Origin of the sequence: Ancylobacter defluvii (genome assembly GCF_018390605.1) — a bacterium.
GTDB lineage: Bacteria > Pseudomonadota > Alphaproteobacteria > Rhizobiales > Xanthobacteraceae > Ancylobacter > Ancylobacter defluvii.
This window is the reverse complement of record NZ_JAHBGD010000024.1, coordinates 451,109-473,267: the sequence shown is the minus strand read 5'-3', so window position 1 is coordinate 473,267 and position 22,159 is coordinate 451,109. Positions and strand designations below refer to the sequence as shown.

Here is a 22,159-nt window from a genome sequence, read left to right as displayed (position 1 = left end):
AGGCCGCTGATGTCTGCGGGGCATGGGGGTATGGGGCACGGGCGGGTACGGGCCGTTCGCCCTCATTCCCCGCGCCTAGTTCGCCTCCAGGGCGCGGGCGGTGGCGTCGATCCAGGCGCGCTGGGGACCGACCAGCGTCGCCCCGGTGACGCCGCCGCAGCCGCGGGCGCCGCCGGCCGCCGTCGACCAGCCGATGATGCCGGCGACGGTGCCGTCGAGGAAGACCGGGCCGCCGCTGTCGCCGGTGCAGCCGCCTTTGCTCGCCCCGTCCGACAGGCGGATCATGATGCCGCCGGTGGTGCCGATGCTCGGCAGGCTGACCACGCGCAGCGTGCCGGCCGACTTGCCGTCGCCATCCTTCACCACGCCGTAGCCGGCGAGGGTGAAGGCGGTGCGGCGGGCCGGCAGCGCCGGCTCGTCGGACAGCCGCGCCGGGCGGAAACTCGCCGGCAGCGGCGCTGACAGCCTCACCAAAGCGAGGTCCGGCGTCGGCCGGCGGGTTTCGAACGAGGCCGGGTCGAACCGCGGGTGCAGCGCGACCCGGCTGACCTCGATGAGGCGCGGGCCGGAGGCCTCGAACGCCACCGCCGCATAGTTCGCCGCCGGCTGCACGCAATGGGCGGCGGTGAGCAGGACCTGCGGGGAAATCACCACGCCGGTGCAGGAGGCGCCGCGCGTCGAGACGATCAGCGCGGTCTGCGCCTTGGTCGCCTCGTCCGCCGGACGACCGCCGACGATGGCGGAGGCCGGCGCGGCAACGCCGGCCAGCACTGCCGCGAGGGCGAGGCGGAGCCCAAGGGCACGCTTTGGGACGGGACGCTTCAGGCACATGCGGACGGCGCGCATCGGGCTTCCTCGGCAGGGGTGGCGCGGTTCTGCCGTCCGGGCCGGCCGGCGTCAAGGCGGCGGCGCGACGCCCTCGCCTCGTCGCCGTGCCGTTTCAGCACATCAGGGGAGGGGCCGATGCCCGCTTTGCTGCTCGCGGGACCCGCGAGCGAACCGCTTACGCTGGCCGAGGCGAAGGAATTCCTGCGCGTCGACCACGACGCCGAGGACGCGCTGATCACCTCGATGATCGTTGCCGCGCGCGCCACGGTCGAGACGCTGACCCGCCGGGCGCTGATCGACCAGAGCTGGCGGCTGGTGCGCGATGCCTGGCCGGCGAGCGGGCTGGTCCCGCTGCCGATCTCGCCGCTGCGCTCGCTCGACGCGGTGTCATTGATCGATGGCGATGGCGACGAGGTGGCGGTGCCGCTCGCCGGCTTCCTCATCGATACCGCGCGGCTGCCGGGGCTGATCCGCGTCCACCGCCCGGCGGTGCCGGCGCCGCTGCGGCCGCTGGCCGGCATCGCGCTCGACATCACCGCCGGGCACGGGCCAGACGCCGCCGACGTGCCGGCGCCGCTGATCGAGGCGGTGCGGCTGGTGCTGGCGCATTTCTACGAGCATCGCGACGAGACCGGCACAGCTGGCGGCTTCCCCGCCGCGCTCGGCGCGCTGGTCGCGCCCTATCGGGTGACGCGGCTGTGAGCGCGGTAGGTGCGCTGCGCCACCGGCTGATCCATGAGACGCCGGTGGCCACGCCCGACGGGCTCGGCGGCGCCGGGGTCGTCTTCGTGGCGGTGGACCAGTTGTGGGGCGCGATCCGCAGCGAGGCGGCGCCCGCCGAGATCGCCGACCGGCCCGGCGCGGTGCTGACGCATCGGGTGACGCTGCGCGCGCCGGCGGCGGTGAAGCCGGGCGACCGGCTGCGGCTCGGCGCGCGGGTGCTGCTGGTCGAGACGGTGAGCGATCCGGATGGGCGCGGACGGCGGCTCGCCTGCCGCTGCCGGGAGGAGACACCATGAATTTCGCATCGACATTGAAGCCGGGCGCGCTCGCCCGGCTGATCGCCGCCTTGCGCCGTCGGGCGGCCCGCCGCGAAGCCGCCATCGGGCGGGAGGCGGGGCGATGAGCGCGGCGACGGCCTTGCGGGCCGCGCTCTACCAGGCACTGCTCGCCGACGCACCGCTGACCGCCGCGCTGGGCGGTGGGCGCATCCACGACGTGCCGCCGGCATCGCCGGACTTTCCCTATGTGACGCTGGGCGAGGCGCAGGTGCTCGACTGGTCCACCGCCACCGAACGCGGCGAGGAGCATCGGCTGACGCTGCATGTCTGGTCGCGCCAGGGCGGGCATGGCGAGGCACACCGCATCGCGGCGCTGGTGCAGGAGGCGCTGCACGACGCGGCGCTGCCGCTCGCCGAGGGGCGGCTGATCAATCTGCGCCACACCGGCGCCGAGATCCGGCGGGAATCCGGCGGGCGCACCTATCGCGCCATCGTCCGGTTTCGCGCGGTGACGGAACCGAATTGAAGATGTTCGTTCGACTTCGGGAAAGCCGAGCAAGAGTCGGCTGCGATTCAGGAAGATACCCTCATCCTGAATCGGAAGATGAAGTCGCTTAGCGGCATTTCCTTATGTTGATTCAGAAGATGAAGGTGCCGCCGGCGCCGGTCGCTGGCTGCCGATACTGACTCAAGGTTACCGCAGGGCGGTTAACGGTCCCTCACTACCAGAACAGGAGACGGCCATGGCCGCGCAAAAGGGCAAGGACCTGCTTTTGAAGATCCATGACGGCTCGGCCTATGTGACGGTCGCCGGGCTGCGCTCGCGGCAGATCGCCTTCAACACCGAGACGGTCGACGTCACCCATGCCGAGAGCGCCGGGCGCTGGCGCGAGCTGCTTGCCGGGGCGGGGGTGAAGCGGGCGTCCGTCTCCGGCTCCGGCGTGTTCAAGGACGCCGCCTCCGATGCGCTGATCCGCCAGAGCTTCTTCGACGGCGCGGTGCAGAACGCCCAGCTGCTGGTGCCGGATTTCGGCACCGTTACCGGGCCGTTCCAGATCTCCTCGCTGGAGATCGCCGCCGAGCACGACCGCGAGGTGACTTTCGACATCGCGCTGGAGAGCGCCGGCGAACTCGCCTTCGTCGCGCTGTGAGGAGCGGGCGGATGAGCGTTTTCGCGATCAACCGGCATCGCGGCGAGATCGCCGCCGAACTCGACGGGCGCCGGCGCCGGCTGGTGCTGACCCTCGGCGCGCTGGCCGAGCTGGAGGATGCCTTCGGGGCGCAGGACCTCGTCGCGCTGGCCGAGCGCTTCGGTGCCGGGCGGCTCTCCGCCCGCGATGCCGTGCGCATCATCGCCGCCGGGCTCAACGGCGCCGGCGAGTCGGTCAGCATCGAGGAGGTGGCCGACATGACCACCCCCGGCGGGGCCACCGGCTTCGCCCGCATCGTCGGCGAGCTGATCGCCGCCACCTTCGGCGGCGTGCCGGACGACGGCCGGCCGGCGACGGAGCCGCCGCCGGACCCTCGGGTGCCGCGGCGGGACTGAGCGCGGCCGATGGTCCGCGGCCCGTCGCGGCCTTTCCCTGGGCCGATGCCATGGCCTTCGGCTTCGGCCGGCTGCGGCTTGCCGCGCGCGATTTCTGGGCGCTGACCCCGCGCGAGCTCGCCGCCGCCATGCGCGCGCTCGCCGGTCCCGCACGCCTGCCGCTCGATCGCGCCGGCCTCGCCGGGCTGATGGCGCGGTTTCCCGATTGAACCCGACGTCCCTACCGATCCGACGGAGCCGACATGACCGAGAACGACACCTTCGCGGCGGAGAGCCTCACTGTCGAGATTTCCGCCGACACCACCGCTTTCCGCCGTGAACTCTCCGATGCCGAGCGGCTGGCGCGCGGCTTCGGCCGGGCGGTGGGCGATGCGCTCACCGGCGCGGCGGTGAAGGGCAAGGAGGCCGACGACGTGATCCGCGCGCTCGGGCTGCGGCTGTCCTCGCTGGCGCTCGACATGGCCCTGCGGCCGGTGGAGCAGGGCTTTGCCAGCCTGGTGCAGGGGCTGTTCGGCGGCGCGCTCGGCTTCGCGAAGGGCGGCGCCTTCGAGGGCGGCCGGGTGGTGCCGTTCGCCTCCGGCGGGGTGGTGGCGAGCCCGACCTATTTCCCGCTCGCCGGCGGGCGCACCGGACTGATGGGCGAGGCGGGCGCCGAGGCGATCCTGCCGCTGGCGCGCGGGGCGGACGGCCGGCTCGGCGTCGCCGCCGGTGGCGGCGGGCGGGCGGTGAACGTTACCGTCAACGTCTCGACGCCCGATGCCGGCTCGTTCCGGCGCTCGGAGGCCTATCTCGCCGGGCTGGTAAGCCGCGCGGTGGCGCGCGGCGAGCGCAGCGCCTGACGCCCTTCGCCACTCTCCCGCATTTGCAACGAAAGGCTCGATCATGGCCGCCTTCCACGAGGTGCTGTTCCCGCTCGACATCGCGCTCGGCGCGGCGGGCGGGCCGGAGCGGGCGACCGAGATCGTCACCACCCTGACCGGCCGCGAGGAACGCAATACCCGCCTCGCCCATTCGCGGCGGCGCTGGGACGCCGGCTACGGCGTCACCTCGCTGGTCCAGCTCGCCAGCGTGGTCGCCTTCTTCGAGGAGCGGCGCGGGCGGCTCACCGGCTTTCGCTGGCGCGACCGGCTGGATCATTCCTCGGCCGCGCCGGGTACGGCGCCCGGGCCGCTCGACCAGGCGCTCGGCACCGGCACCGGCACGCAGGCGCAGTTCGCGCTCACCAAGACCTATGGCGGCGCGCATGCGCCCTATGCGCGGCCGATCGCCAAGCCGGTCGGCGGCACGGTGCGGGTGGCGGTGGACGGCGCCGAGCGGGCCGAGGGGACGCATTACGCGCTCGATGCCACGCTCGGCACCGTCACCTTCTTCGCCGGCCATGTGCCGGGGGCGGGAGCGGCGGTGACGGCGGGTTTTCAGTTCGACGTGCCGGTGCGCTTCGACACCGACTTTCTCGAGGTGAACCTCACCGCCTTCGAGGCCGGGCAGATCCCGCGCATCCCGATTTTGGAGATACGGCCATGAGGACGCTGCCGACGGAATTTTCCGCCGCGCTGGCCACCGGCGCGACGACGCTGGCGCGTTGCTGGCGGCTCACCCGCCGCGACGGCGCGGTGCTGGGGCTGACCGAGCACGATGGCGACCTGACGGTGGATGGCACGCTGTTCCTGGCGGCGGCCGGCGTCGGCGGCAGCGAGAACCCGGCGGCGCTGGGATTTTCCGCCGCCGGCGGCGAACTCACGGGGGCGTTGGCCGCCGACCAGCTCGACGAGCGGGATCTCGCGGCCGGGCTCTATGACGGCGCGGCGGTGGAGCTGTTGCTGGTCGACTGGTCGAACCCGGCCAGCTTCCTCCGGCTGCGGCGGGGCCATCTCGGCGAGGTGCGGCGCGAGAACGGGGTGTTCGTCGCCGAATTGCGGGCGCTGTCCGATGCGCTCGGGCAGGTGCGCGGGCGGCTGTTCACGCGGAGCTGCGATGCCGATCTCGGCGATGCGCGCTGCCGGGTCGATCTCGCGGCGCCGGGCTTGCGCGGCGAGGGAGTGGTGGCGGTGGTGGAGGGCGCCGGGCTGTTCCGCGCGGACGGGCTCGACGGCTTCGCGGCGGGCCGGTTCACCCAGGGGCGGCTCGCCTTCACCGGTGGCGCCAATCAGGGCTTCGCCACCGAGGTGAAGACGCACGGAAAGACTGGCGGCGCGGTGCGGATCGAGCTGTGGCAGCGGCCGCCGGAGCCTCTGGCGGCGGGTGAGGCCTTTACCGTCACCGCCGGCTGCGACAAGCGGCTCTCGACCTGTCGCGACCGTTTTTCCAACGCGACGAACTTCCGCGGCATGCCGCATATGCCCGGCAATGACGCGGTGGTGCGCATCGCGCGGCCGGGGGGCAGCTGACATGAGCGGCATGGAATTGCGGGCGCGGGTGATCGAGGAAGCCCGCGCGTGGATCGGCACGCCCTATCTTCACCGCGCCTCGTGCAAGGGCGCGGGGGCCGACTGCCTCGGCCTGGTGCGCGGGGTGTGGCGGGCGGCGATCGGCGCCGAGCCCGAGACGCTGCCGGCCTATGCGCCGGACTGGGCGGAGGCCAAGCGGGCCGAGCAACTGGCCGGGGCCGGCTTCCGGCATCTCGTGCCGGTGGCGCTGGAGGCCGTGCGGCCGGGCGACGTGCTGCTGTTCCGCTGGCGAGCGCATCTGCCGGCCAAGCATGCGGCGATCCTGGTGACGCCGGACCGCATGGTGCACGCCCATGACGGCGCGGCGGTGGCGGAGGTGGCCTTCGCGCCCTGGTGGCGGCGCCGGCTGGCGTTCGCCTTCGCCTTTCCGGGAGCGGAGTGAGGAGGCTGGAACGACCTGCCCCTTCTCCCCGTGGGGATGGGGTGGGGTAAGGGAGGCTCGACGCTTCCCAATGTTGTCTCCCCTCACCGACCCGCTTCGCGGGCCACCGCTCCCCAATGGGGAGAGGAAAGGAAGGGGCCGGAAGCCGTCATCCCGGACGACCGCAGGCCGATCCGGGATCGCGCATACAGCGGAGAGCGATCCCGGCTCTCCGCTTCGCCGCGGCCGGGACGACGGCTGCATTTGGCTTCGCGCGAGCCGGGCGGGTGCCCTCGCCGCGTGCATCGGCGCCGTGCCACCCCTTTGATCCCAAATGGAATCCTCTCATGGCGACACTTATTCTCGGCGGCGCGGGGGCGGCGCTGGGCGGCTCGCTGTTCGGGCCGCTCGGCGCCATTGCCGGCCGCGCCATCGGCGCGCTCGGCGGCGCGGTGATCGACCGGGCGCTGCTCACACCCGGCCGCTCGGTGGAAGGCCCGCGCCTCGCCGATCTCGACGTCATGACCTCGGTCGACGGGGCGCCGATGCCGCGGCTCTATGGCCGCGCGCGGCTTTCGGCGCAGCTGATCTGGGCGGCGGATGTCGAGGAGGTGGTCTCGACCGAAACCACCTCGGCAGGCGGCAAGGGATCCTCGCTCGGCGGCGGCAGCAGCACCACCACGACCTATACCTACTATGCCAGCTTCGCCGTCGGGCTCAGCGAGGGACCGGTGAGCTGGATCGGCCGGGTCTGGGCCGATGGCCGCGAGCTGGACCTGCAGGGGTTGAACGTCCGCACCTATCTCGGCGGCGAGCAGCAGATGCCCGACCCGCTGATCGCGGCGCTGCACGGCGAGAGCGCGCCGGCCTATCGCGGGCTCGCTTATCTCGTCTTCGAGCGGCTGCCGCTGGCCGATTTCGGCAACCGGCTGCCGCAGCTCTCCGTCGAGGTGGAGCGGGCGGTCGGGGCGCTGGAGCCGCGCCTCAAGGCGGTGACGATGATCCCCGCCGCCACCGAATTCGGCTACGACACCACGGAGCTGGTGCAGGCGCGAGGTCCGGGCGCCTATGCGGCGGAGAACCGCCATGTCACCGTCGCCGACAGCGATTTCGAGGCGTCGCTCGACCGGCTGCTCGCCTGCTGTCCCAATCTCGAGCGGGTGGCGCTGGTGGTGTCGTGGTTCGGCACCGACCTGCGGGCGGGCCACTGCGAGGTGCATCCCGGCGTCGAGCGGCGGGACAAGACCGTCAAGGCCGGCACGACGACCGAAGCGTGGCGGGTGGCCGGCCGCGTGCGGGCCGATGCGCATCTGGTCAGCTCGCATGAGGGGCGTCCGGCCTATGGCGGCACGCCCTCCGACCGCAGCGTGGTGCGCGCCATCCAGGCGCTGAAGGCGCGCGGGCTCAAGGTGACGCTCTACCCGTTCATCATGATGGACGTGCCGGCCGGCAATGGTCGGCCCGACCCGTGGAGCGGCAATGCCGACCAGCCCGGCTTTCCCTGGCGCGGGCGCATCAGCTGCGATCCGGCGCCGGGGCGGCCCGGCTCGCCGGACGGCACCGCGACGGCAGGGACGCAGGTGGCGGCGCTGTTCGGCAGCGCGGCGGCGGCGCATTTCGCGATTGCCGGCGGCGAGGTCAGCTATTCCGGCCCGGTCGAATGGGGCCTCAACCGCATGGCGCTGCACTATGCCAAGCTCAGCGTGCTGGCCGGCGGGGTGGAGGCGATCCTGATCGGCTCGGAAATGGCGGCGCTGACGCGGGTGCGCGCCGGCTCCGGCCTCTATCCGGCGGCGAACGCCTATGCGGCGCTGGCCGGTGAGGTGAAGGCGGTGGTGGGGGCGGGCACGCTGGTCTCCTATGCCGCCGACTGGACGGAATACGGTTCGCATGCGCTGGAGGGCGGGGCCGAGGTGCGGTTTCCGCTTGATCCGCTGTGGGCAGCGCCGGCGATCGATTTCATCGGCATCGACTGGTACGCGCCGCTCGCCGACTGGCGCGACGGCAATGCGCATCTCGACGCCGCGGAATATGAGAGCGGCTACGAGACCGCCTATCTCGCCGCCAATGTCGCCGGCGGCGAGGGCTTCGACTGGTACTATGCCGACGAGGCGGGGCGGGCGAGCCAGACCCGGCTGCCGATCACCGACGGTGCCTATGGCGAACCCTGGGTGTTCCGCCAGAAAGACATCGCCGCCTGGTGGGCCAGTGCCCATCACGAGCGCGTCGGCGGGGTGCGGCTCCCGAGCCCGACCGCCTATGTGCCGGGATCGAAGCCGGTGCGGCTCACCGAGATCGGCTGCGCGGCGGTCGACAAGGGCGCGAACCGGCCGAGCGTGTTTCCCGACCCGAAATCGGTGGAAAACGGCCTGCCGCCGTTCTCCAGCGGCCGGCGCGACGACCTGATCCAGCGCCGGCATCTCGAAGCCTCGTTCGACGCCTTCGCCGCCGATGCGGTCAATCCGGTCGCCGCCGGCCTGCCGGGCGGGCGGATGATCGAGGCGGGCGGCCTCTATGCCTGGACCTGGGACGCGCGGCCGTTCCCGGCGTTTCCGCTCGCCACCGATGTGTGGGCGGATGGGGCGAACTGGCTGACAGGCCACTGGCTGACCGGGCGGCTGGGCGCAGCGCCTCTTGCGGAGACCTGCGCGGCAATCGCCGCCGATGCCGGGGTGGCGGGGCTCGACGCCTCGCAACTGCGCGGAGTGGTCGATGGCTATGTCGTCGACCGGCCGATGAGCGCCCGCGCGGCGCTGGAGCCGCTCGCCCGTGTGTTCGGCTTCGACCTGACCGAGAATGGCGACGGCATGGCGTTGCGCCCGCGCGGCGGGCGGGTGAAGGCGGAGCTGACCGACGAGGATTTCCTCGGCGACGAGGGTCGGCCGGTCCCAAGCTTCACCCGCGGCTCGGAAAGCGAGCTGCCGCTATCGGTGGCCATCGGCTTTGTCGATGTGATGGCGGATTACCGGCGTTCCACCGGGGCCTCGCGCCGGCTCGCCGGGGCGGCGCGGGTCGAGACCAGCCTCGATGTCGCCATGGCGACGCATGACGGGCTGGTCTCCGGCCTCGCCGAAATGTGGCTGCAGGACGTGTGGGCGGGACGCGAGAGCGTGCGCTTCGCCCTGCCGCCCTCGACGCTGGCACTGGAACCCGGCGACGTGGTCGGCGTGACCCGCGACGGCCGGCGGCGGCTGGTCGAGATCGTGCAGATCGACGACACCGAAGCGCGGGAGGTGACCGGCCGCAGCATCGATCCCGGCGTGTTCGCGCTGGCGGTGCGCGAGCCGCGCGAGACGGGCGTGGCGCTGCCGGCGGCGGCCGGGCCGCCGGAGATGGCGGTGCTCGCTCTGCCGGCGCTGCCTTCCGCGAGCGAGGCGACGCCGACGCTCGTCTGGCTCGCCGGCTTCGTCTCGCCCTGGCCGGGAGCGCTGGCGGTGTGGCGCGGCGTCGACGGGGCGAGCTTCGAGCGGGTGGCGACGCTGCCGGCGCCCTCGGTGATGGGGCGGCTGACCGAGCCGCTGGCGCCGGGGGCGCCCTGGCTGTGGCAGCGCAGTTCGCCGCTGACGGTCGAACTGCATGGCGGACTGCTGGCGGCGGCAAGCGAGGAGGCGGTGCTGAACGGCGCCAATCTGGCGGCGCTGATGGCCCCCGACGGCGCCGTCGAGGTGATCCAGTTCACCGAGGCCGAACTGGTCGGCACGCGGCTGTGGTCGCTTGGCGGGCTTCTGCGCGGGCAGGGCGGCACCGAGGCGCGGGCGGCGATGGAATGGCCGGCCGGCACGCTGTTCGTGCGGCTCGACCGCAACCTCGCCGGGGTGGCCGAGGGTACCGAGCTGGTCGGCCGGGCGCTGACGCTGCGGGCCGGGCGGGCCGACCGCGACCATGGCGACCCCGCCGTCGCGCAGCTGGACGCCACCGTCTCCGGCCGGGCGCTGACGCCGCTTGCCCCGGTGCATGCGCGGGCGCGGCGGACGGCGGCGGGGGTCGAGATCGGCTGGATCCGCCGCACCCGGCAGCAGGGCGACAACTGGGACGTCGTGGAGGTGCCGCTCGGCGAAGCCTCCGAAGCCTATCGGGTCGAGGTACTGGACGGCACCACCGTGGTGCGGACGGTGGCGGTTTCGCTCCCGGCCTTCATTTATCCAGCGGCGGAGGAGATCGCCGATTTCGGTGCCGCCCAGAGCTTCCTCGACCTGCGCATCGCGCAGCTCTCCGCCAGCGTCGGGGCGGGAACGCCGCTCCTGGCGCGGCTCGCCACCTGAGATCCGCCGGCCTGATCGCCACAACAGCACGAGACAATCATGAGCGAGACGACACCGTTGCTCGCGCTGCCGCTGCTCGCGGCGGCGCAGGCGCAGAAGCACGTGACCCACAACGAGGCCCTGCTGCTGCTGGATGCCGCGGTGCAACTGGCGGTGATCGACCGCACGCGCACCGCGCCGCCTTCGGCGCCGTCCCCCGGCGACCGTCACATCGTCGCCGCCGGCGCCGGCGGCGACTGGATCGGGCGGGGCGGGACGGTGGCGCTGCATGACGGCGCCGGCTGGCGGTTCCTGTCCCCCCGTGCCGGATGGCGGGCGCATGTCGTCGCCGAGGGGCGCAGCGTCGGCTTCGACGGCACCGGCTGGCGCGACGCGCTGGCCTTCTCGCCCTCCGGTGCCGGGGTGGCGCTGCGGGTGGACGAGACCGAGATCGACCTTGCCGGCGCTTCGGTGACGACCGCGCTCGTCATCCCCGACCGGGCGATCTGCCTCGGCGTGGCCAGCCGCATTCTCGTCGCCATCACCGGCGCCAGCGCCTGTCGCATCGGGATCACCGGCGAGGCGGGCAAGTTCGGCGACGGGCTCGGCGGGGCGATCGGCTCCACCAATATCGGCGTCATCGGCCCGCAGGCCTTCTATGCCGATACGCCGGTCACCGTCTCTGCCATCGGCGGTGTCTTCACCGGCGGCCGGGTGCGCCTTGCCCTGAGCACGCTGGTGCTCACCGCGCCCGGCGGCCCCGCCCCCGAGCCCTCGACCGGCCGCGTGCTGCTCGCCGGCCGCCAGCCCGAGGGCGTCTTCCTTCTCGCCGGCCGATCGCCGGACGATTCCCATTCGCAACTTTCAGGAAAGGTCAGCTGATGTCGGGCGAAATCGAACTCGCGCCGCAGCGCGCGCTCACCCATCTCGTCGGGCATGACGTGGACGGCTATTGGGGGCGGCATTCGCTGGCCTCGATCCGCAGTCTCTCCGGGGCGCTGCCGGCCAATGCCGCCACCTATCCGCTGCGTGGCGGCGGCGAGTATTACGGCCAGGTCGCCACCAATTGCCGCATCGCCACCGCGCAGGCCTCGGACGGCGGCATCAGCGTGTTCACCCGCAACCGCCACACCCTGCGCGCCGACGTGACCGAGCTCGCGGTGCGCCTCCCCAACTGGTTCGCCATGCGCAACGGCGACAAGTTCGAGACCGCAGTCCAGGCGCAGACGGCGGTTTCGGTGTCGATCGAATATCCCGCCGGCACGCTGGTGCTGATGTCGTTCAACGGGGCGTCGCAAGGCTTCATGGATGCCGGAGGCGAGATCTGCACCGACTTCCTGCCGATCAGCCTGCCGGCCGGAACCGAGATCAAGATACGCATCGCCCTGTTCAGCTCGACCGGCTACATCCACGCCAATTTTCGCCAGAACGACTATGCGGCGGAAGGCTCGACCGGTTCCACCGCCCGCGTCGGCGACCTGACGCGGCGCTTCGGCACGCCCGATCCCGCCACGCGCTCGGTCGGCACCTGGCCGATCGGCATCATCGCCCGCACGACCCATGGCGGCGTGCTGGGGATCGGCGACAGCATCGTCGAGGGCACCGGCGATTCCTACGCCGCTGCCGATGCCAGCGACGGCGGCTTCGGGCTGATCGGCCGCGCGGTGTCCGGCACCCATGCCTATATCAGCGGCGCCATGGCCGGCGACGATATCGAGACCATTCTCAAGAGCTGCACCAAGCGTCTGTCGCTCGCCCATTATGTGAAGAACATCATCTTCGAGCACGGGGTGAACAGCATTGCCGGCGGCGCGGGCCTCGAGGCGACAAAGGCCAACATGCTGGCGCTGTGGGAACGTGGCGGCCAGATCGCGCGGTCCGGTTCCCGCCTGTTCCAGACCACGATCACGCCGGAGACCAATTCGACCGACAGCTGGGCGACGCTGGCGAACCAGACGGCGCGGACCAACTTCTCGATCTCCGGCGACGGGGTGCGCGAGCAGCTGAACGACTGGCTGCGCGACCAGGCGCCGATCCTCGCCGGCGTGCCGGTGGCGATCGGCACGGCCGGCGCGGTGCGGGCCGGCGAAACCGGGCATCCGCTCCACGGCGTGTTCGACGTCGCCGACGTGCTGGAGAGCAGCCGCAACTCCGGCAAATGGAAGGTGGACGGCGCCGCCGGCACCTACACCGCCGACGGCATCCATCCGACGCGCTTCGCCAACCTGGCGGTGGCGGCGTCCGGGGCGATCGACGTGTCGCAGCTCGCCTGACCGCCTCGGCCTGTCGTTGGTTCGCCGCCGCCCTTCGGGCGGCTTTTTTGTGCCGGTGCATCAGGAGATCGCCATGCCGCGCAACGTGAACGAGGCGGGCCTCGCCCTCATCAAGCAGTGGGAGGGCAGGAGGCTCACGGCCTATAAGGACCCGGTGGGCGTCTGGACCATCGGCTACGGCCATACCGACGCCGCCGGGCCGCCGGCGGTCAAACGGGGGCTGAAGATCTCCGAGGCGCAGGCCGAGGCGATGCTGCGCGCCGACCTCGCCCAGTATGAGGCGGCGGTCGAGGCGGCGGTGACGGTGCGGCTCACCGACAACCAGTTCGCCGCGCTGGTCTCGTTCTGCTTCAATGTCGGGCCGGGCAATTTCCTCGGCTCGACGCTGCTCAACAAGCTGAACGCCGGCAACCATGCCGCGGTGCCGGGTGAACTCGCCAAATGGAACAAGGCGGGCGGCCGGGTGCTTGCCGGCCTCGCCAATCGCCGCGCCGCGGAGGCGGGGCTGTGGGCCAGGGGCGCGTTCGTCGCCTCCAACTATGTCGAGCCGGCTGCCAAGGCGGCGGCGACCGCAACGACTGCTGGCAAGGGAGCGCTCGCCGCGACGTTCGGCACCGTCGGGGCGGCGGTGGCGGAAGCGGCGCAGCAGCTATCGCCCTTCACCGAGGTGTCGCAGATCGCCAAGCACGCCTTCGTCGCGCTGACCGTGCTCGGTGTCGCCTTCGCGCTCCATGGCGCCCTGCGTCGCGCCCGCGAGGATGCGGGGCTCGCCTGATCCGCTCGCCTGACAAGCGGATGCCGCAATGGCATGCTCCCTCGCACGAGCCGCGCGCCCGCAACGGCGCGCGGCGATTCGTCGTGTGAAAGGGCCTGCCCGTGCGTCTGCTCGTCGTCGAAGACGATCCCGATCTCAACCGCCAGCTCACCGAGGCGCTGACCGATGCCGGCTATGCGGTCGACCGCGCGCATGACGGCGAGGAGGGGCACTTTCTCGGCGAGAGCGAGCCCTATGACGCGGTGGTGCTCGACATCGGCCTGCCGAAGATGGACGGGCTCTCGGTGCTGGAGGCCTGGCGGCGCGACGGCAAGAAGATGCCGGTGCTGGTGCTCACCGCCCGCGACCGCTGGAGCGACAAGGTGCAGGGCTTCGATGCCGGCGCCGACGACTACGTGGCCAAGCCCTTCCACATGGAGGAGGTGCTCGCCCGCATCCGCGCGCTGCTGCGCCGCGCCGCCGGCCATGCCGCCAGCGAGCTGACCTGCGGACCGGTGATGCTCGACACCCGCTCGGGCCGGGTGACGGTGGACGGGCGAGCGGTGAAGCTCACCTCACACGAATACCGGCTGCTCGCCTATCTCATGCACCATGCCGGGCGGGTGGTGTCGCGCACCGAGCTGGTCGAGCATCTCTACGACCAGGATTTCGACCGCGATTCCAACACCATCGAGGTCTTTGTCGGCCGGCTGCGCAAGAAGCTCGGCATCGACGTGATCCAGACCGTGCGCGGGCTCGGCTACCTGCTCGCAATGCCGGACCCGCCGCGCTGATGCGCTCGCGCTCGCTGGCGCTCCGGCTGTTCGTCTCCGCCACGCTGGTGATCGTGGCGGTGCTCGCCGTGACCGGCTTCGTGCTGTCCACCGCCTATCAGCAGGCGGTGGAGCGGGCCTTCGACCGGCGGCTCGACGTCTATCTGAAAACCATTGTCGCCGACGTCGCCAATTCGACCGCCGGCCAGATGCCGGAGCCGACGACGCTCGGCGACCCGATCTTCTCGTTTCCGCTTTCCGGCTGGTACTGGCAGATCACCCGCCTCGACCGCACGGCCAAGGAGGTGAAAACCTCGCGCTCCATGCCCGAGGGCACGCTGCCACTGCTGGTCGACAAGGGCACCGGAGCCGACCTCACCGGCCTGCGCGAGGACTATGCCAAGGGGCCGGCCGCCCAGCGGCTGCGCATCGTCGAACGAGTGGTCGATCTCGGCGAGGACGGGCGCTACGCCATCGCGGTTGCCGCCGACGCCGGCGAGATCGACGATGAGGTCGAGGGATTCGATACCGCGCTGATCGTCACGCTGGCGGTGCTCGGCCTCGTCTTCCTGATGACGGTGGCGTTCCAGGTGCTGTTCGGACTGCGGCCGCTCAAACGGATGCTGACCGCGCTCGCCGCCGTGCGCGAGGGGCGCGCCGAACGGCTGGAGGGCGACTATCCCGTCGAAGTAGCACCGGTGGTGGCGGAGATGAACGCGCTCATCGACACCAATCGCGAGATCGTCGAGCGTGCGCGCACCCATGTCGGCAACCTCGCCCATGCGCTGAAAACCCCGATCTCGGTGCTGCAGAACGAAGCCGGGCGGATGCTGGCCGGCACGCCCGATTCGGTGCTTGCCACCAAGGTGCAGGAGCAGGCCGAGGTGATGAAGGGCCAGGTGGCGCATCATCTGGAACGTGCGCGCATAGCCGCCCGCGCCCAGGTCGTCACCACGGTGGAGGAGGTGGGGCCGGTGGTCGAGAAGCTGGCGGCCTCGCTCGGCAAGGTCTACCGCCGCCGCGGCATCGATGTGGAGACCGAGATCGCCGGAGGCGCGCGCTTCCGCGGCGAGCGGCAGGATCTCGAGGAGATTATCGGCAATCTCGTCGACAATGGCTGCAAATGGGCCCGCACCCTGGTGGAGGTGAGCGTTGGTCCGGCGGTCGAGGGGCCGGGACGACGAGCCGTCTTTGAGATCGTCATCGACGACGACGGCCCCGGCCTCACCGAGGCGCAGCGCGGCGAAGCCATGAAGCGCGGGCGCCGCCTCGACGAAACACAGCCGGGCTCGGGGCTGGGTCTCTCCATCGTGTCGGAGCTGGTCGGGCTCTATGGCGGCTCGCTCGCGCTCGACCGATCGCCGTTCGGCGGTTTACGCTGCGTGGTACGGTTGCCGGCCGCATGAAGCGCGAAAGCCGCGGTTTTGCCCAAATCCTCACGCCATCTGCGCCGCACCGCTCTGGTCTGGGGAATTTTCGGAAGGGATTCTTGATGCGCGTTACTCAATTCGTTGCCGTTGCGCTGATCGGCGCCACGCTTGCAGGCTGCACCGCCACGCAGGAAAATCCCAACATGGTCGGCGGTGCGGCGACAGGCGCGCTCGCCGGCGGCGTGATCGGCGCGATTGCCGGACGCAATGTGGCGGGTGCGGCCATCGGCGCGCTGGCCGGCGGCCTGATCGGCGGCGCCATCGGCAGCGCTCTCGACGAGCAGGACCGTCAGCGCGCGCGGCAGGCCGAGATGCAGGCGCTGGAATATGGCAATCCCGGCGCGCCGGTGAGCTGGCGTGGCGAGGACGGCAATTACGGTACCATCGTGCCCGGCCCGACCTATGCCCGCGGCTCCTCGCCGCGTTGCCGCGAATTCACCCACACCATCTATATCGACGGCCAGCCGCAGACCGCGCGCGGCACCGCCTGCCGCAACCCGGACGGCACCTGGGCGCCGGTGGCGGGCTGAGTGGGCTCCCCCGATCGGTCCGGATCGATCGGGTTGGTGGATATTTCCATCGATCTTGCCGCCCGCTGGCCTATGCCGGCGGGCGGTTTTTGCTTGTGCGTAGCCTCACAGTCGCGTGAGCGCGGCCCGATTTCTCGCGTGACTGTGAGGCTGCGTCGATCGGACCGAGGTTGTTACGGATTGGCGGCGCCCGCTGCGTCGGCTACCTGAGCGCATTAGAGGAAAACTAATGTTGCTGTGGCTGGCCATATCCCTGATGACCGGCGCCGCCATCATGGCGGTGCTGTGGCCCCTGCGTCCCCGCGCGGGTGACGGCGTGTCCGACGGGCAGGCCGATCTCGCCGTCTATCGCGACCAACTGGCCGAGATCGAGCGCGACCGCGCCGCCGGGCTGATCGGTGCCGCCGAGGGCGAGGCGGCGCGTACCGAGCTTGCCCGGCGCATGCTGCGCGTCGCCGAGGCCGATGCCGCCGATGTGGTGGCGAGTGGCGGCGACCGGCGGCGACGGGTGGCGGCGGTGGTGGCGCTCATCGGCGTGCCACTCTTTGCCGGCGGCCTGTATTTCGCGCTCGGATCGCCGCAGCAGGACGGCCAGCCGCTGGCGGCGCGGCTCGACGCGCAGCCGGGCCAGGCGGATGTCGCCATTCTGGTGCGCCGGGTCGAGGATCACCTGACCGCCAATCCCGACGATGGCCGCGGCTATGAGGTGATTGCGCCGGTCTATATGCGGGTCGGACGCTTCGAGGACGCGGCGCGGGCCTGGACGAACGCCATCCGGCTGAACGGCTCCGATACCCGGCGGCAGAACGGGCTCGGCGAGGCGCTGCTGGCGCAATCCGGTGGCGTTGTCACCGCCGAGGCCAAGGTGGCGTTCGAGGCGGCGCGGACGGCCGACCCTGCCGATCCCCGGGCGCGCTATTTCCTCGGGCTCGCCGCCGAGCAGGACGGCCGGCCGCAGGAGGCGGCGGCGATGTGGTCGGCGCTCGCCGCCGATTCACCGGCAGACGCTCCCTGGCGGCCGATGCTGGCCACTGCGCTGGCGCGGGTAGGCGCTCCTGTCGTAACCGCCCCCGGACCGAACGCGCAGGATGTCGCGGCCGCCCAGCAGATGAGCGCCGAAGAACGCGGTGCCATGGTGCGCGGCATGGTCGACCGGCTGTCGCAGCGGCTTGCCGAGAACGGCAACGATCTCGACGGCTGGCTGCGGTTGATGCGGGCGTGGAACGTGCTCGGCGAGGGCGACGAGGCACGTGCCGCCGCCGCCAAGGCGCGGGTGCAGTTCGCCGCCGATACGCAGGCGCTCGGCCGCATCGACGCGCTTGCCCGCGAACTGGGCCTCGGGAGTTGAATGCATGACCCGCAAGGGCCGACGCCTCGTCCTCATTTCCGCCGCGCTGGGCGTGCTCACGATCGCGGCCGGGCTGGTGCTGTTCGCGCTCAACGACACCATCGTGTTCTTCCGTTCGCCGAGCGAGATCGCGCAGGAGCACACAGCTCCCGGCACGCGGCTGCGAATCGGCGGGCTGGTGAAGGACGGCAGCGTGGTGAAGAGTGATAACGTGCATGTGCGCTTCGCCATCACCGATGGCGGCGCGGATGTCGAGGTCGCCTATGTCGGCATCCTGCCGGACCTGTTCCGCGAGGGGCAGGGGGTGATCGCGGAAGGGAAGCTGACCGGGCCCATGAGCTTCACCGCCGACAGCATTCTGGCCAAGCATGACGAGAAATACATGCCGCGCGAGGTGGTCGACGCGCTCAAGAAGCAGGGTGTCTGGCAGGAAGGCGCGAACGGCGCCCCGGTCAAGGCGAGCCAAGGGAACACCGTGCAATGAACCCCGAGATCGGCCATTACGCGCTGGTGCTGGCGCTCGCCGTCGCGATCCTGCAGACCGTGCTGCCGATCTGGGGCGCGCGCGCCAACGACGCGGCGCTGATGCGGGTGGGGCCTTCGCTGGCGCTGGCCTTTTGCGGCTTCGTCGCGCTGTCGTTCGCGGTGCTGGTGAGCGCCTATGTCCGCTCCGACTTCTCGGTGCTGAACGTCGTCGAGAACTCGCATTCGCTGAAGCCGCTGCTTTACCGGATCACCGGAACCTGGGGCAACCATGAGGGCTCGATGCTGCTCTGGGCGCTGGTGTTGGCGATCTTCGGTGCCACCGTCGCGCTGTTCGGCGGCAACCTGCCGGCGCGGCTGAAGGCGAACGTGCTCGGCGTGCAGGGTTCGATCGGCGTGGCCTTCATCGCCTTCCTGCTGCTCACCTCCAATCCGTTCGCCCGTGTCATCCCGGCGCCGGCCGAGGGCAACGACCTCAATCCGGTGCTGCAAGATATCGGCCTCGCGATCCATCCGCCGCTGCTCTATCTCGGCTATGTCGGTTTCTCGGTGACCTTCGCCTTCGCGGTGGCGGCGCTGATCGACGGGCGCATCGACGCCGCCTGGGCGCGCTGGGTGCGGCCCTGGGCGCTGGGTGCCTGGGCGTTCCTGACGCTGGGCATCGCCATGGGTTCCTACTGGGCCTATTACGAGCTCGGCTGGGGCGGCTGGTGGTTCTGGGACCCGGTGGAGAACGCCTCGCTGATGCCGTGGCTTGCCGGCACGGCGCTGATCCACTCCGCAGTCGTCATGGAAAAGCGGGACGCGCTCAAGGTATGGACGGTGCTGCTCGCCATCCTTGCCTTCTCGCTGTCGCTGCTCGGCACCTTTCTGGTGCGCTCCGGTGTGCTGACCTCGGTGCATGCCTTCGCCACCGACCCGACGCGCGGCGTGTTCATCCTCGCCATTCTGGTGATCTTCATCGGCGGCTCGCTGACGCTGTTCGCCGCCCGCGCCAGCAGCCTCAGGCAGGGAGGGATCTTCGCCCCGATCTCCCGCGAGGGGGCGCTGGTGCTGAACAACCTGCTGCTCACCGCGGCGGCGGCGGCGGTGTTCGTCGGCACGCTCTATCCGCTCGCCCTGGAGGCGACGACCGGGGCGAAGATCACCGTCGGGCCGCCCTATTTCAACCTCACCATCGGGGCGTTGATGCTGCCGGTGGTGTTCGCCATGCCGTTCGGGCCGCTGCTGGCCTGGAAGCGCGGCGATCTCGCGGGAGCGGCGCAGCGCCTGATGCTCGCCTTCCTGCTCGGGCTGGTGGCGGCCGGCGTGGCCGCCTATGCGCAGGGCGGCGGGCCGGCGCTGGCGCCGATCGGAATCGGGCTGGCCGCCTTCGTGTTCCTCGGTGCCGTGGTCGACATCGCCGAGCGGTCCGGCATCGGCCGGCTGCCGGCGGCGACGGCATTCGCGCGCTTCAAGGGCCTGCCGCGCGCGGCGATGGGAGCGGCGCTGGCGCATGCCGGCGTCGGCGTCTGCCTGTTCGGCATCGTCGCCGAGACCAGCTGGAACCACGAGACGATCCTCGGCGCCAAGGTTGGCGACAGCTTCCCGGTCGGACGCTACGAGCTGACGCTGGCCCGCGTGGAGCCGCGCACCGGGCCGAATTATCGCGAACTGGTCGGGGTGTTCGACATCCGCCAGGGCGGGGCGAGCGTCGGCAGCGTCGAATCGTCGAAGCGCCTGTTCACCGCCCGCAACATGCCAACCACCGAGGCGGGCATCCGCACCTTCGGCTTCAGCCAGCTCTATGTCAGCCTCGGAGACGAATTGCCGGGCGGCGGCCTTGCCATCCGTGCCTATTGGAAACCGCTGGTGACGCTGATCTGGATCGGCGCCCTTATCATGGCGCTGGGCGGCACGTTGTCGCTGAGCGACCGGCGGCTGCGCGTCGGTGCGCCGAAACCGGCCCGCAAGGTGGCACCGGTACCCAAGCCGGTGGCCGCGGAATGAGACGGCTGCGCAGCCTGCTTGCCGCATTGGCGCTGCTCGTCGTCGGGCTGACGCCCCTGCATGCCGTGCAGCCGGACGAGGTGCTGGCCGACCCGGCGCAGGAAGCGCGCGCGCGGACGCTCTCGAAAGAACTGCGCTGCATGGTCTGCCAGAACCAGTCCATCGACGATTCCGACGCGCCGCTTGCCAAGGATCTGCGCCTGCTGGTGCGCGAGCGGATACGCGCCGGAGACGACGACCAGGCGGTGCTTGATTTTCTTGTCGCCCGCTATGGCGAATTCGTGCTGTTGCGCCCGACCTGGCACGGAGCCAATGCGATCCTGTGGACGGCGCCGTTCCTGATCCTGATCGGCGGCGGGCTTGCGATCTGGCTGCGCGCGCGCCGGCGTCGCGCCGCGCCGGTGGCCGTATCCGCGCTGACTGTCGAAGAACGGCGGAAGTTTGACGAGTTGATGAGCAAGTCGGACGACAGCATTACAAATGTTTAAGCTGTCAGCCAGCCTGCGTTAAGGCGACGGCATCTAGGTTCTCGTTCAAGCCTCCCCGAGAGGCAGCTAAGGTCGAAGAACGAGGACAGACATATGTCGCGCAACGCGCTTCCCGAAACCAAGACGTCCACCCTGCGCAAGAGCCGCAGCCGGCTGCTCGCCGGTGTGTTCACCCTGGCGCTCGCCGGCGGTGCAGTCGGCGCCTTCGTGATGCCGGAGGCGGTGACGCCGGCCTTCGCCCAGATCACCACCAACCAGCCGGCCAACACCTTCTCCTTCGCCGACATCGTCGAGAAGGTCTCCCCTGCCGTGGTGAGCGTGAAGGTGAAGAAGGACGCGACCGACGAGATGGTGGCCAATGACGACGAGCCCGGCGCGCAGAACGTGCCGCCGCAGATCGAGCGTTTCATGCGCCGCTTCGGCTTCGGTCCCGGCGGCCCGGGCGGCCCCGGTCGTGGCCCCGGCCCGCAGGGTCATGGCCGTGTCGTCGGCCAGGGCTCCGGCTTCTTCATCTCCGGCGACGGCTATGTCGTCACCAACAACCACGTGGTCGACGGCGCCTCCGAAGTCGATGTGACCACCACCGACGGCAAGAGCTACACCGCCAAAGTGATCGGCACCGATCCGCGCACCGACGTCGCGCTGCTTAAGGTCGATGGCAAGGACAACTTCCCTTGGGTGAAGCTGGCGGGTGCTCCGCCGCGCGTCGGTGACTGGGTGGTCGCGGTCGGCAACCCGTTTGGCCTCGGCGGCACGGTGACCGCTGGCATCGTTTCGGCCCGCGGCCGCGACATCGGCTCCGGCCCCTATGACGACTTCATCCAGATTGACGCGCCGATCAATCGCGGCAATTCGGGCGGCCCGACCTTCGGCCTCAATGGCGAAGTCATCGGCGTGAACACCGCCATCGTCTCGCCCTCGGGCGGCAATGTCGGTATCGCCTTCGCGATCCCGTCGGAGACGGTGTCGGAAGTCGTGGACGCCCTCAAGAACGGTGGAACGGTGGCGCGCGGCTATGTCGGCGTCCAGATCCAGCCGGTGAACGAGGACGTCGCCGAGGCGCTCGGCCTCAAGGATGCCCAGGGTGCGCTGATCGCCCAGGTGCAGCCGAATACGCCCGGCGAGAAGGCCGGCCTGAAGGCGGGTGACGTCGTCACCGCAATCGACGGCAAGGAGATCAAGGACTCCCGCGAGATGTCGCGTGAGATCGCCAAGCTGAAGCCCGGCACCAGCGTGAAGCTGAGCGTGCTGCGCGACAGCAAGCCGATCACCGTGTCGGTAAACCTCGAGCAACTGCCCACCGATGTCGCCTCCAACGACCAGAAGGACGGCGAGCAGGACAAGGGCGACCGCAACGGTCCCCGTCTCGGCCTGTCGCTGGCTCCCGCCAAGGGCGTCGCCGGTGCCGGCGAGCAGGGCGTGGTGGTGACCGAGGTCGACCCGAACGGCCCGGCCGCCGAGCGTGGCATCAAGGCGGGCGACGTCATTCTGGACGTTGGCGGCAAGCCGGTCTCCAGCCCGGCGGACGTGCGTGCCGGCCTCGCGGATGCCCGCAAGGACAACCGCAAGGCGGTGCTGATGCGGGTGAAGTCCGAGCAGGGGACGCGTTTCGTCGCCATTTCGCTCGGCCAGCAGCGCGGCTGATCGACCCCGATCGGTTCCGGCTG

General features: G+C 71.1%; 23 protein-coding genes. 22 read left to right on the top strand and 1 reads right to left on the bottom strand.

From position 1 onward, the window contains the following. Nucleotides 1–75: 75 nt before the first annotated feature. Entirely contained in the window at nucleotides 76–846 is a 771-nt protein-coding gene (locus tag KHC24_RS18420; protein WP_246547131.1) for a S1 family peptidase, read from the bottom strand. Nucleotides 847–963: 117 nt separating this feature from the next. On the opposite strand from KHC24_RS18420, the gene KHC24_RS18415 reads away from it, so the two are divergent. The 22 genes from KHC24_RS18415 (at nucleotide 964) to KHC24_RS18310 (ending at nucleotide 22,136) form a co-directional block, all read left to right on the top strand. Continuing rightward, nucleotides 964–1,530, top strand: a complete 567-nt coding sequence (locus tag KHC24_RS18415; RefSeq protein ID WP_213364770.1) for a head-tail connector protein — start codon at nucleotides 964–966, stop codon at nucleotides 1,528–1,530. After that, entirely contained in the window at nucleotides 1,527–1,847 is a 321-nt protein-coding gene (locus KHC24_RS18410) for a head-tail adaptor protein (protein ID WP_213364769.1), read from the top strand. The genes KHC24_RS18415 and KHC24_RS18410 overlap by 4 nt, the downstream gene beginning before the upstream one ends. Before the next feature lie 103 nt (nucleotides 1,848–1,950). Next, nucleotides 1,951–2,355: a DUF3168 domain-containing protein gene (locus KHC24_RS18405; protein WP_213364768.1), complete on the top strand. Its 405-nt coding sequence runs from the start codon at nucleotides 1,951–1,953 to the stop codon at nucleotides 2,353–2,355. A gap of 217 nt (nucleotides 2,356–2,572) precedes the next feature. After that, nucleotides 2,573–2,980 carry a phage major tail protein, TP901-1 family gene (locus KHC24_RS18400; RefSeq protein ID WP_213364767.1) on the top strand — a complete coding sequence of 136 codons (408 nt, stop codon included), beginning with the start codon at nucleotides 2,573–2,575 and terminating at the stop codon, nucleotides 2,978–2,980. Nucleotides 2,981–2,991: 11 nt separating this feature from the next. Continuing rightward, nucleotides 2,992–3,375: a gene transfer agent family protein gene (locus KHC24_RS18395; RefSeq protein WP_213364766.1), complete on the top strand. Its 384-nt coding sequence runs from the start codon at nucleotides 2,992–2,994 to the stop codon at nucleotides 3,373–3,375. A gap of 50 nt (nucleotides 3,376–3,425) precedes the next feature. Next, nucleotides 3,426–3,584 carry a phage tail assembly chaperone gene (locus KHC24_RS18390; RefSeq protein ID WP_213364765.1) on the top strand — a complete coding sequence of 53 codons (159 nt, stop codon included), beginning with the start codon at nucleotides 3,426–3,428 and terminating at the stop codon, nucleotides 3,582–3,584. 33 nt (nucleotides 3,585–3,617) lie between these two features. Beyond that, a complete protein-coding gene (locus tag KHC24_RS18385; RefSeq protein WP_213364764.1) occupies nucleotides 3,618–4,214 on the top strand; it encodes a phage tail tape measure protein in 597 nt (198 codons plus the stop codon). 43 nt (nucleotides 4,215–4,257) lie between these two features. After that, nucleotides 4,258–4,899, top strand: a complete 642-nt coding sequence (locus KHC24_RS18380) for a DUF2460 domain-containing protein (protein ID WP_213364763.1) — start codon at nucleotides 4,258–4,260, stop codon at nucleotides 4,897–4,899. Further along, the gene (locus KHC24_RS18375) at nucleotides 4,896–5,762 is read left to right on the top strand and encodes a DUF2163 domain-containing protein (RefSeq protein WP_213364762.1); all 867 of its coding nucleotides are present in this window, start codon (nucleotides 4,896–4,898) and stop codon (nucleotides 5,760–5,762) included. The genes KHC24_RS18380 and KHC24_RS18375 overlap by 4 nt, the downstream gene beginning before the upstream one ends. Nucleotide 5,763: 1 nt before the next feature. Further along, a complete protein-coding gene (locus tag KHC24_RS18370) occupies nucleotides 5,764–6,204 on the top strand; it encodes an NlpC/P60 family protein (RefSeq protein ID WP_213364761.1) in 441 nt (146 codons plus the stop codon). Between the two features lie 326 nt (nucleotides 6,205–6,530). Then, the gene (locus tag KHC24_RS18365; protein WP_213364760.1) at nucleotides 6,531–10,445 is read left to right on the top strand and encodes a baseplate multidomain protein megatron; all 3,915 of its coding nucleotides are present in this window, start codon (nucleotides 6,531–6,533) and stop codon (nucleotides 10,443–10,445) included. A 39-nt stretch (nucleotides 10,446–10,484) separates the two neighbouring features. After that, nucleotides 10,485–11,306 carry a DUF2793 domain-containing protein gene (locus KHC24_RS18360; RefSeq protein ID WP_213364759.1) on the top strand — a complete coding sequence of 274 codons (822 nt, stop codon included), beginning with the start codon at nucleotides 10,485–10,487 and terminating at the stop codon, nucleotides 11,304–11,306. Further along, the gene (locus tag KHC24_RS18355) at nucleotides 11,306–12,697 is read left to right on the top strand and encodes an SGNH/GDSL hydrolase family protein (RefSeq protein ID WP_213364758.1); all 1,392 of its coding nucleotides are present in this window, start codon (nucleotides 11,306–11,308) and stop codon (nucleotides 12,695–12,697) included. Before KHC24_RS18360 ends, KHC24_RS18355 begins: the two co-directional genes overlap by 1 nt. A gap of 73 nt (nucleotides 12,698–12,770) precedes the next feature. Beyond that, on the top strand, nucleotides 12,771–13,472 hold the full coding sequence (locus KHC24_RS18350; RefSeq protein ID WP_213364757.1) for a lysozyme: 702 nt from the start codon (nucleotides 12,771–12,773) through the stop codon (nucleotides 13,470–13,472). Nucleotides 13,473–13,573: 101 nt separating this feature from the next. Then, nucleotides 13,574–14,245 (top strand): response regulator transcription factor, encoded by a 672-nt coding sequence (locus KHC24_RS18345; protein ID WP_213364756.1) that lies wholly within the window; start codon nucleotides 13,574–13,576, stop codon nucleotides 14,243–14,245. Further along, on the top strand, nucleotides 14,245–15,630 hold the full coding sequence (locus KHC24_RS18340) for an ATP-binding protein (protein WP_213364755.1): 1,386 nt from the start codon (nucleotides 14,245–14,247) through the stop codon (nucleotides 15,628–15,630). Before KHC24_RS18345 ends, KHC24_RS18340 begins: the two co-directional genes overlap by 1 nt. Before the next feature lie 86 nt (nucleotides 15,631–15,716). After that, a complete protein-coding gene (locus tag KHC24_RS18335) occupies nucleotides 15,717–16,184 on the top strand; it encodes a glycine zipper domain-containing protein (protein WP_213364754.1) in 468 nt (155 codons plus the stop codon). Between the two features lie 229 nt (nucleotides 16,185–16,413). Continuing rightward, a complete protein-coding gene (gene ccmI / locus KHC24_RS18330; RefSeq protein ID WP_213364753.1) occupies nucleotides 16,414–17,532 on the top strand; it encodes a c-type cytochrome biogenesis protein CcmI in 1,119 nt (372 codons plus the stop codon). Nucleotides 17,533–17,536: 4 nt separating this feature from the next. After that, nucleotides 17,537–18,016: a cytochrome c maturation protein CcmE gene (gene ccmE, locus KHC24_RS18325; protein WP_213364752.1), complete on the top strand. Its 480-nt coding sequence runs from the start codon at nucleotides 17,537–17,539 to the stop codon at nucleotides 18,014–18,016. After that, nucleotides 18,013–20,004, top strand: coding sequence for a heme lyase CcmF/NrfE family subunit (locus KHC24_RS18320; protein ID WP_213364751.1), 1,992 nt, complete (start codon nucleotides 18,013–18,015; stop codon nucleotides 20,002–20,004). The genes ccmE and KHC24_RS18320 overlap by 4 nt, the downstream gene beginning before the upstream one ends. Continuing rightward, on the top strand, nucleotides 20,001–20,492 hold the full coding sequence (locus tag KHC24_RS18315) for a cytochrome c-type biogenesis protein (RefSeq protein ID WP_213364750.1): 492 nt from the start codon (nucleotides 20,001–20,003) through the stop codon (nucleotides 20,490–20,492). The genes KHC24_RS18320 and KHC24_RS18315 overlap by 4 nt, the downstream gene beginning before the upstream one ends. 93 nt (nucleotides 20,493–20,585) lie before the next feature. Then, on the top strand, nucleotides 20,586–22,136 hold the full coding sequence (locus tag KHC24_RS18310; RefSeq protein ID WP_213364749.1) for a Do family serine endopeptidase: 1,551 nt from the start codon (nucleotides 20,586–20,588) through the stop codon (nucleotides 22,134–22,136). The last annotated feature ends 23 nt before the right edge of the window (nucleotides 22,137–22,159 follow it).

What these genes read in the sequence shown, in the direction of transcription:
- KHC24_RS18310 (WP_213364749.1), top strand. Translation starts at nt 20,586, where the DNA reads ATGTCGCGCAACGCGCTTCCCGAAACCAAGACGTCCACCCTGCGCAAG.
- KHC24_RS18360 (WP_213364759.1), top strand. Translation starts at nt 10,485, where the DNA reads ATGAGCGAGACGACACCGTTGCTCGCGCTGCCGCTGCTCGCGGCGGCG.
- KHC24_RS18380 (WP_213364763.1), top strand. Translation starts at nt 4,258, where the DNA reads ATGGCCGCCTTCCACGAGGTGCTGTTCCCGCTCGACATCGCGCTCGGC.
- KHC24_RS18415 (WP_213364770.1), top strand. Translation starts at nt 964, where the DNA reads ATGCCCGCTTTGCTGCTCGCGGGACCCGCGAGCGAACCGCTTACGCTG.
- KHC24_RS18350 (WP_213364757.1), top strand. Translation starts at nt 12,771, where the DNA reads ATGCCGCGCAACGTGAACGAGGCGGGCCTCGCCCTCATCAAGCAGTGG.
- KHC24_RS18375 (WP_213364762.1), top strand. Translation starts at nt 4,896, where the DNA reads ATGAGGACGCTGCCGACGGAATTTTCCGCCGCGCTGGCCACCGGCGCG.
- ccmI (WP_213364753.1), top strand. Translation starts at nt 16,414, where the DNA reads ATGTTGCTGTGGCTGGCCATATCCCTGATGACCGGCGCCGCCATCATG.
- KHC24_RS18355 (WP_213364758.1), top strand. Translation starts at nt 11,306, where the DNA reads ATGTCGGGCGAAATCGAACTCGCGCCGCAGCGCGCGCTCACCCATCTC.
- KHC24_RS18315 (WP_213364750.1), top strand. Translation starts at nt 20,001, where the DNA reads ATGAGACGGCTGCGCAGCCTGCTTGCCGCATTGGCGCTGCTCGTCGTC.
- KHC24_RS18370 (WP_213364761.1), top strand. Translation starts at nt 5,764, where the DNA reads ATGAGCGGCATGGAATTGCGGGCGCGGGTGATCGAGGAAGCCCGCGCG.
- KHC24_RS18395 (WP_213364766.1), top strand. Translation starts at nt 2,992, where the DNA reads ATGAGCGTTTTCGCGATCAACCGGCATCGCGGCGAGATCGCCGCCGAA.
- KHC24_RS18320 (WP_213364751.1), top strand. Translation starts at nt 18,013, where the DNA reads ATGAACCCCGAGATCGGCCATTACGCGCTGGTGCTGGCGCTCGCCGTC.
- KHC24_RS18405 (WP_213364768.1), top strand. Translation starts at nt 1,951, where the DNA reads ATGAGCGCGGCGACGGCCTTGCGGGCCGCGCTCTACCAGGCACTGCTC.
- KHC24_RS18420 (WP_246547131.1), bottom strand. Translation starts at nt 846, where the DNA reads ATGCGCGCCGTCCGCATGTGCCTGAAGCGTCCCGTCCCAAAGCGTGCC.
- KHC24_RS18400 (WP_213364767.1), top strand. Translation starts at nt 2,573, where the DNA reads ATGGCCGCGCAAAAGGGCAAGGACCTGCTTTTGAAGATCCATGACGGC.
- KHC24_RS18335 (WP_213364754.1), top strand. Translation starts at nt 15,717, where the DNA reads ATGCGCGTTACTCAATTCGTTGCCGTTGCGCTGATCGGCGCCACGCTT.
- KHC24_RS18340 (WP_213364755.1), top strand. Translation starts at nt 14,245, where the DNA reads ATGCGCTCGCGCTCGCTGGCGCTCCGGCTGTTCGTCTCCGCCACGCTG.
- KHC24_RS18390 (WP_213364765.1), top strand. Translation starts at nt 3,426, where the DNA reads ATGGCCTTCGGCTTCGGCCGGCTGCGGCTTGCCGCGCGCGATTTCTGG.
- KHC24_RS18365 (WP_213364760.1), top strand. Translation starts at nt 6,531, where the DNA reads ATGGCGACACTTATTCTCGGCGGCGCGGGGGCGGCGCTGGGCGGCTCG.
- KHC24_RS18385 (WP_213364764.1), top strand. Translation starts at nt 3,618, where the DNA reads ATGACCGAGAACGACACCTTCGCGGCGGAGAGCCTCACTGTCGAGATT.
- ccmE (WP_213364752.1), top strand. Translation starts at nt 17,537, where the DNA reads ATGACCCGCAAGGGCCGACGCCTCGTCCTCATTTCCGCCGCGCTGGGC.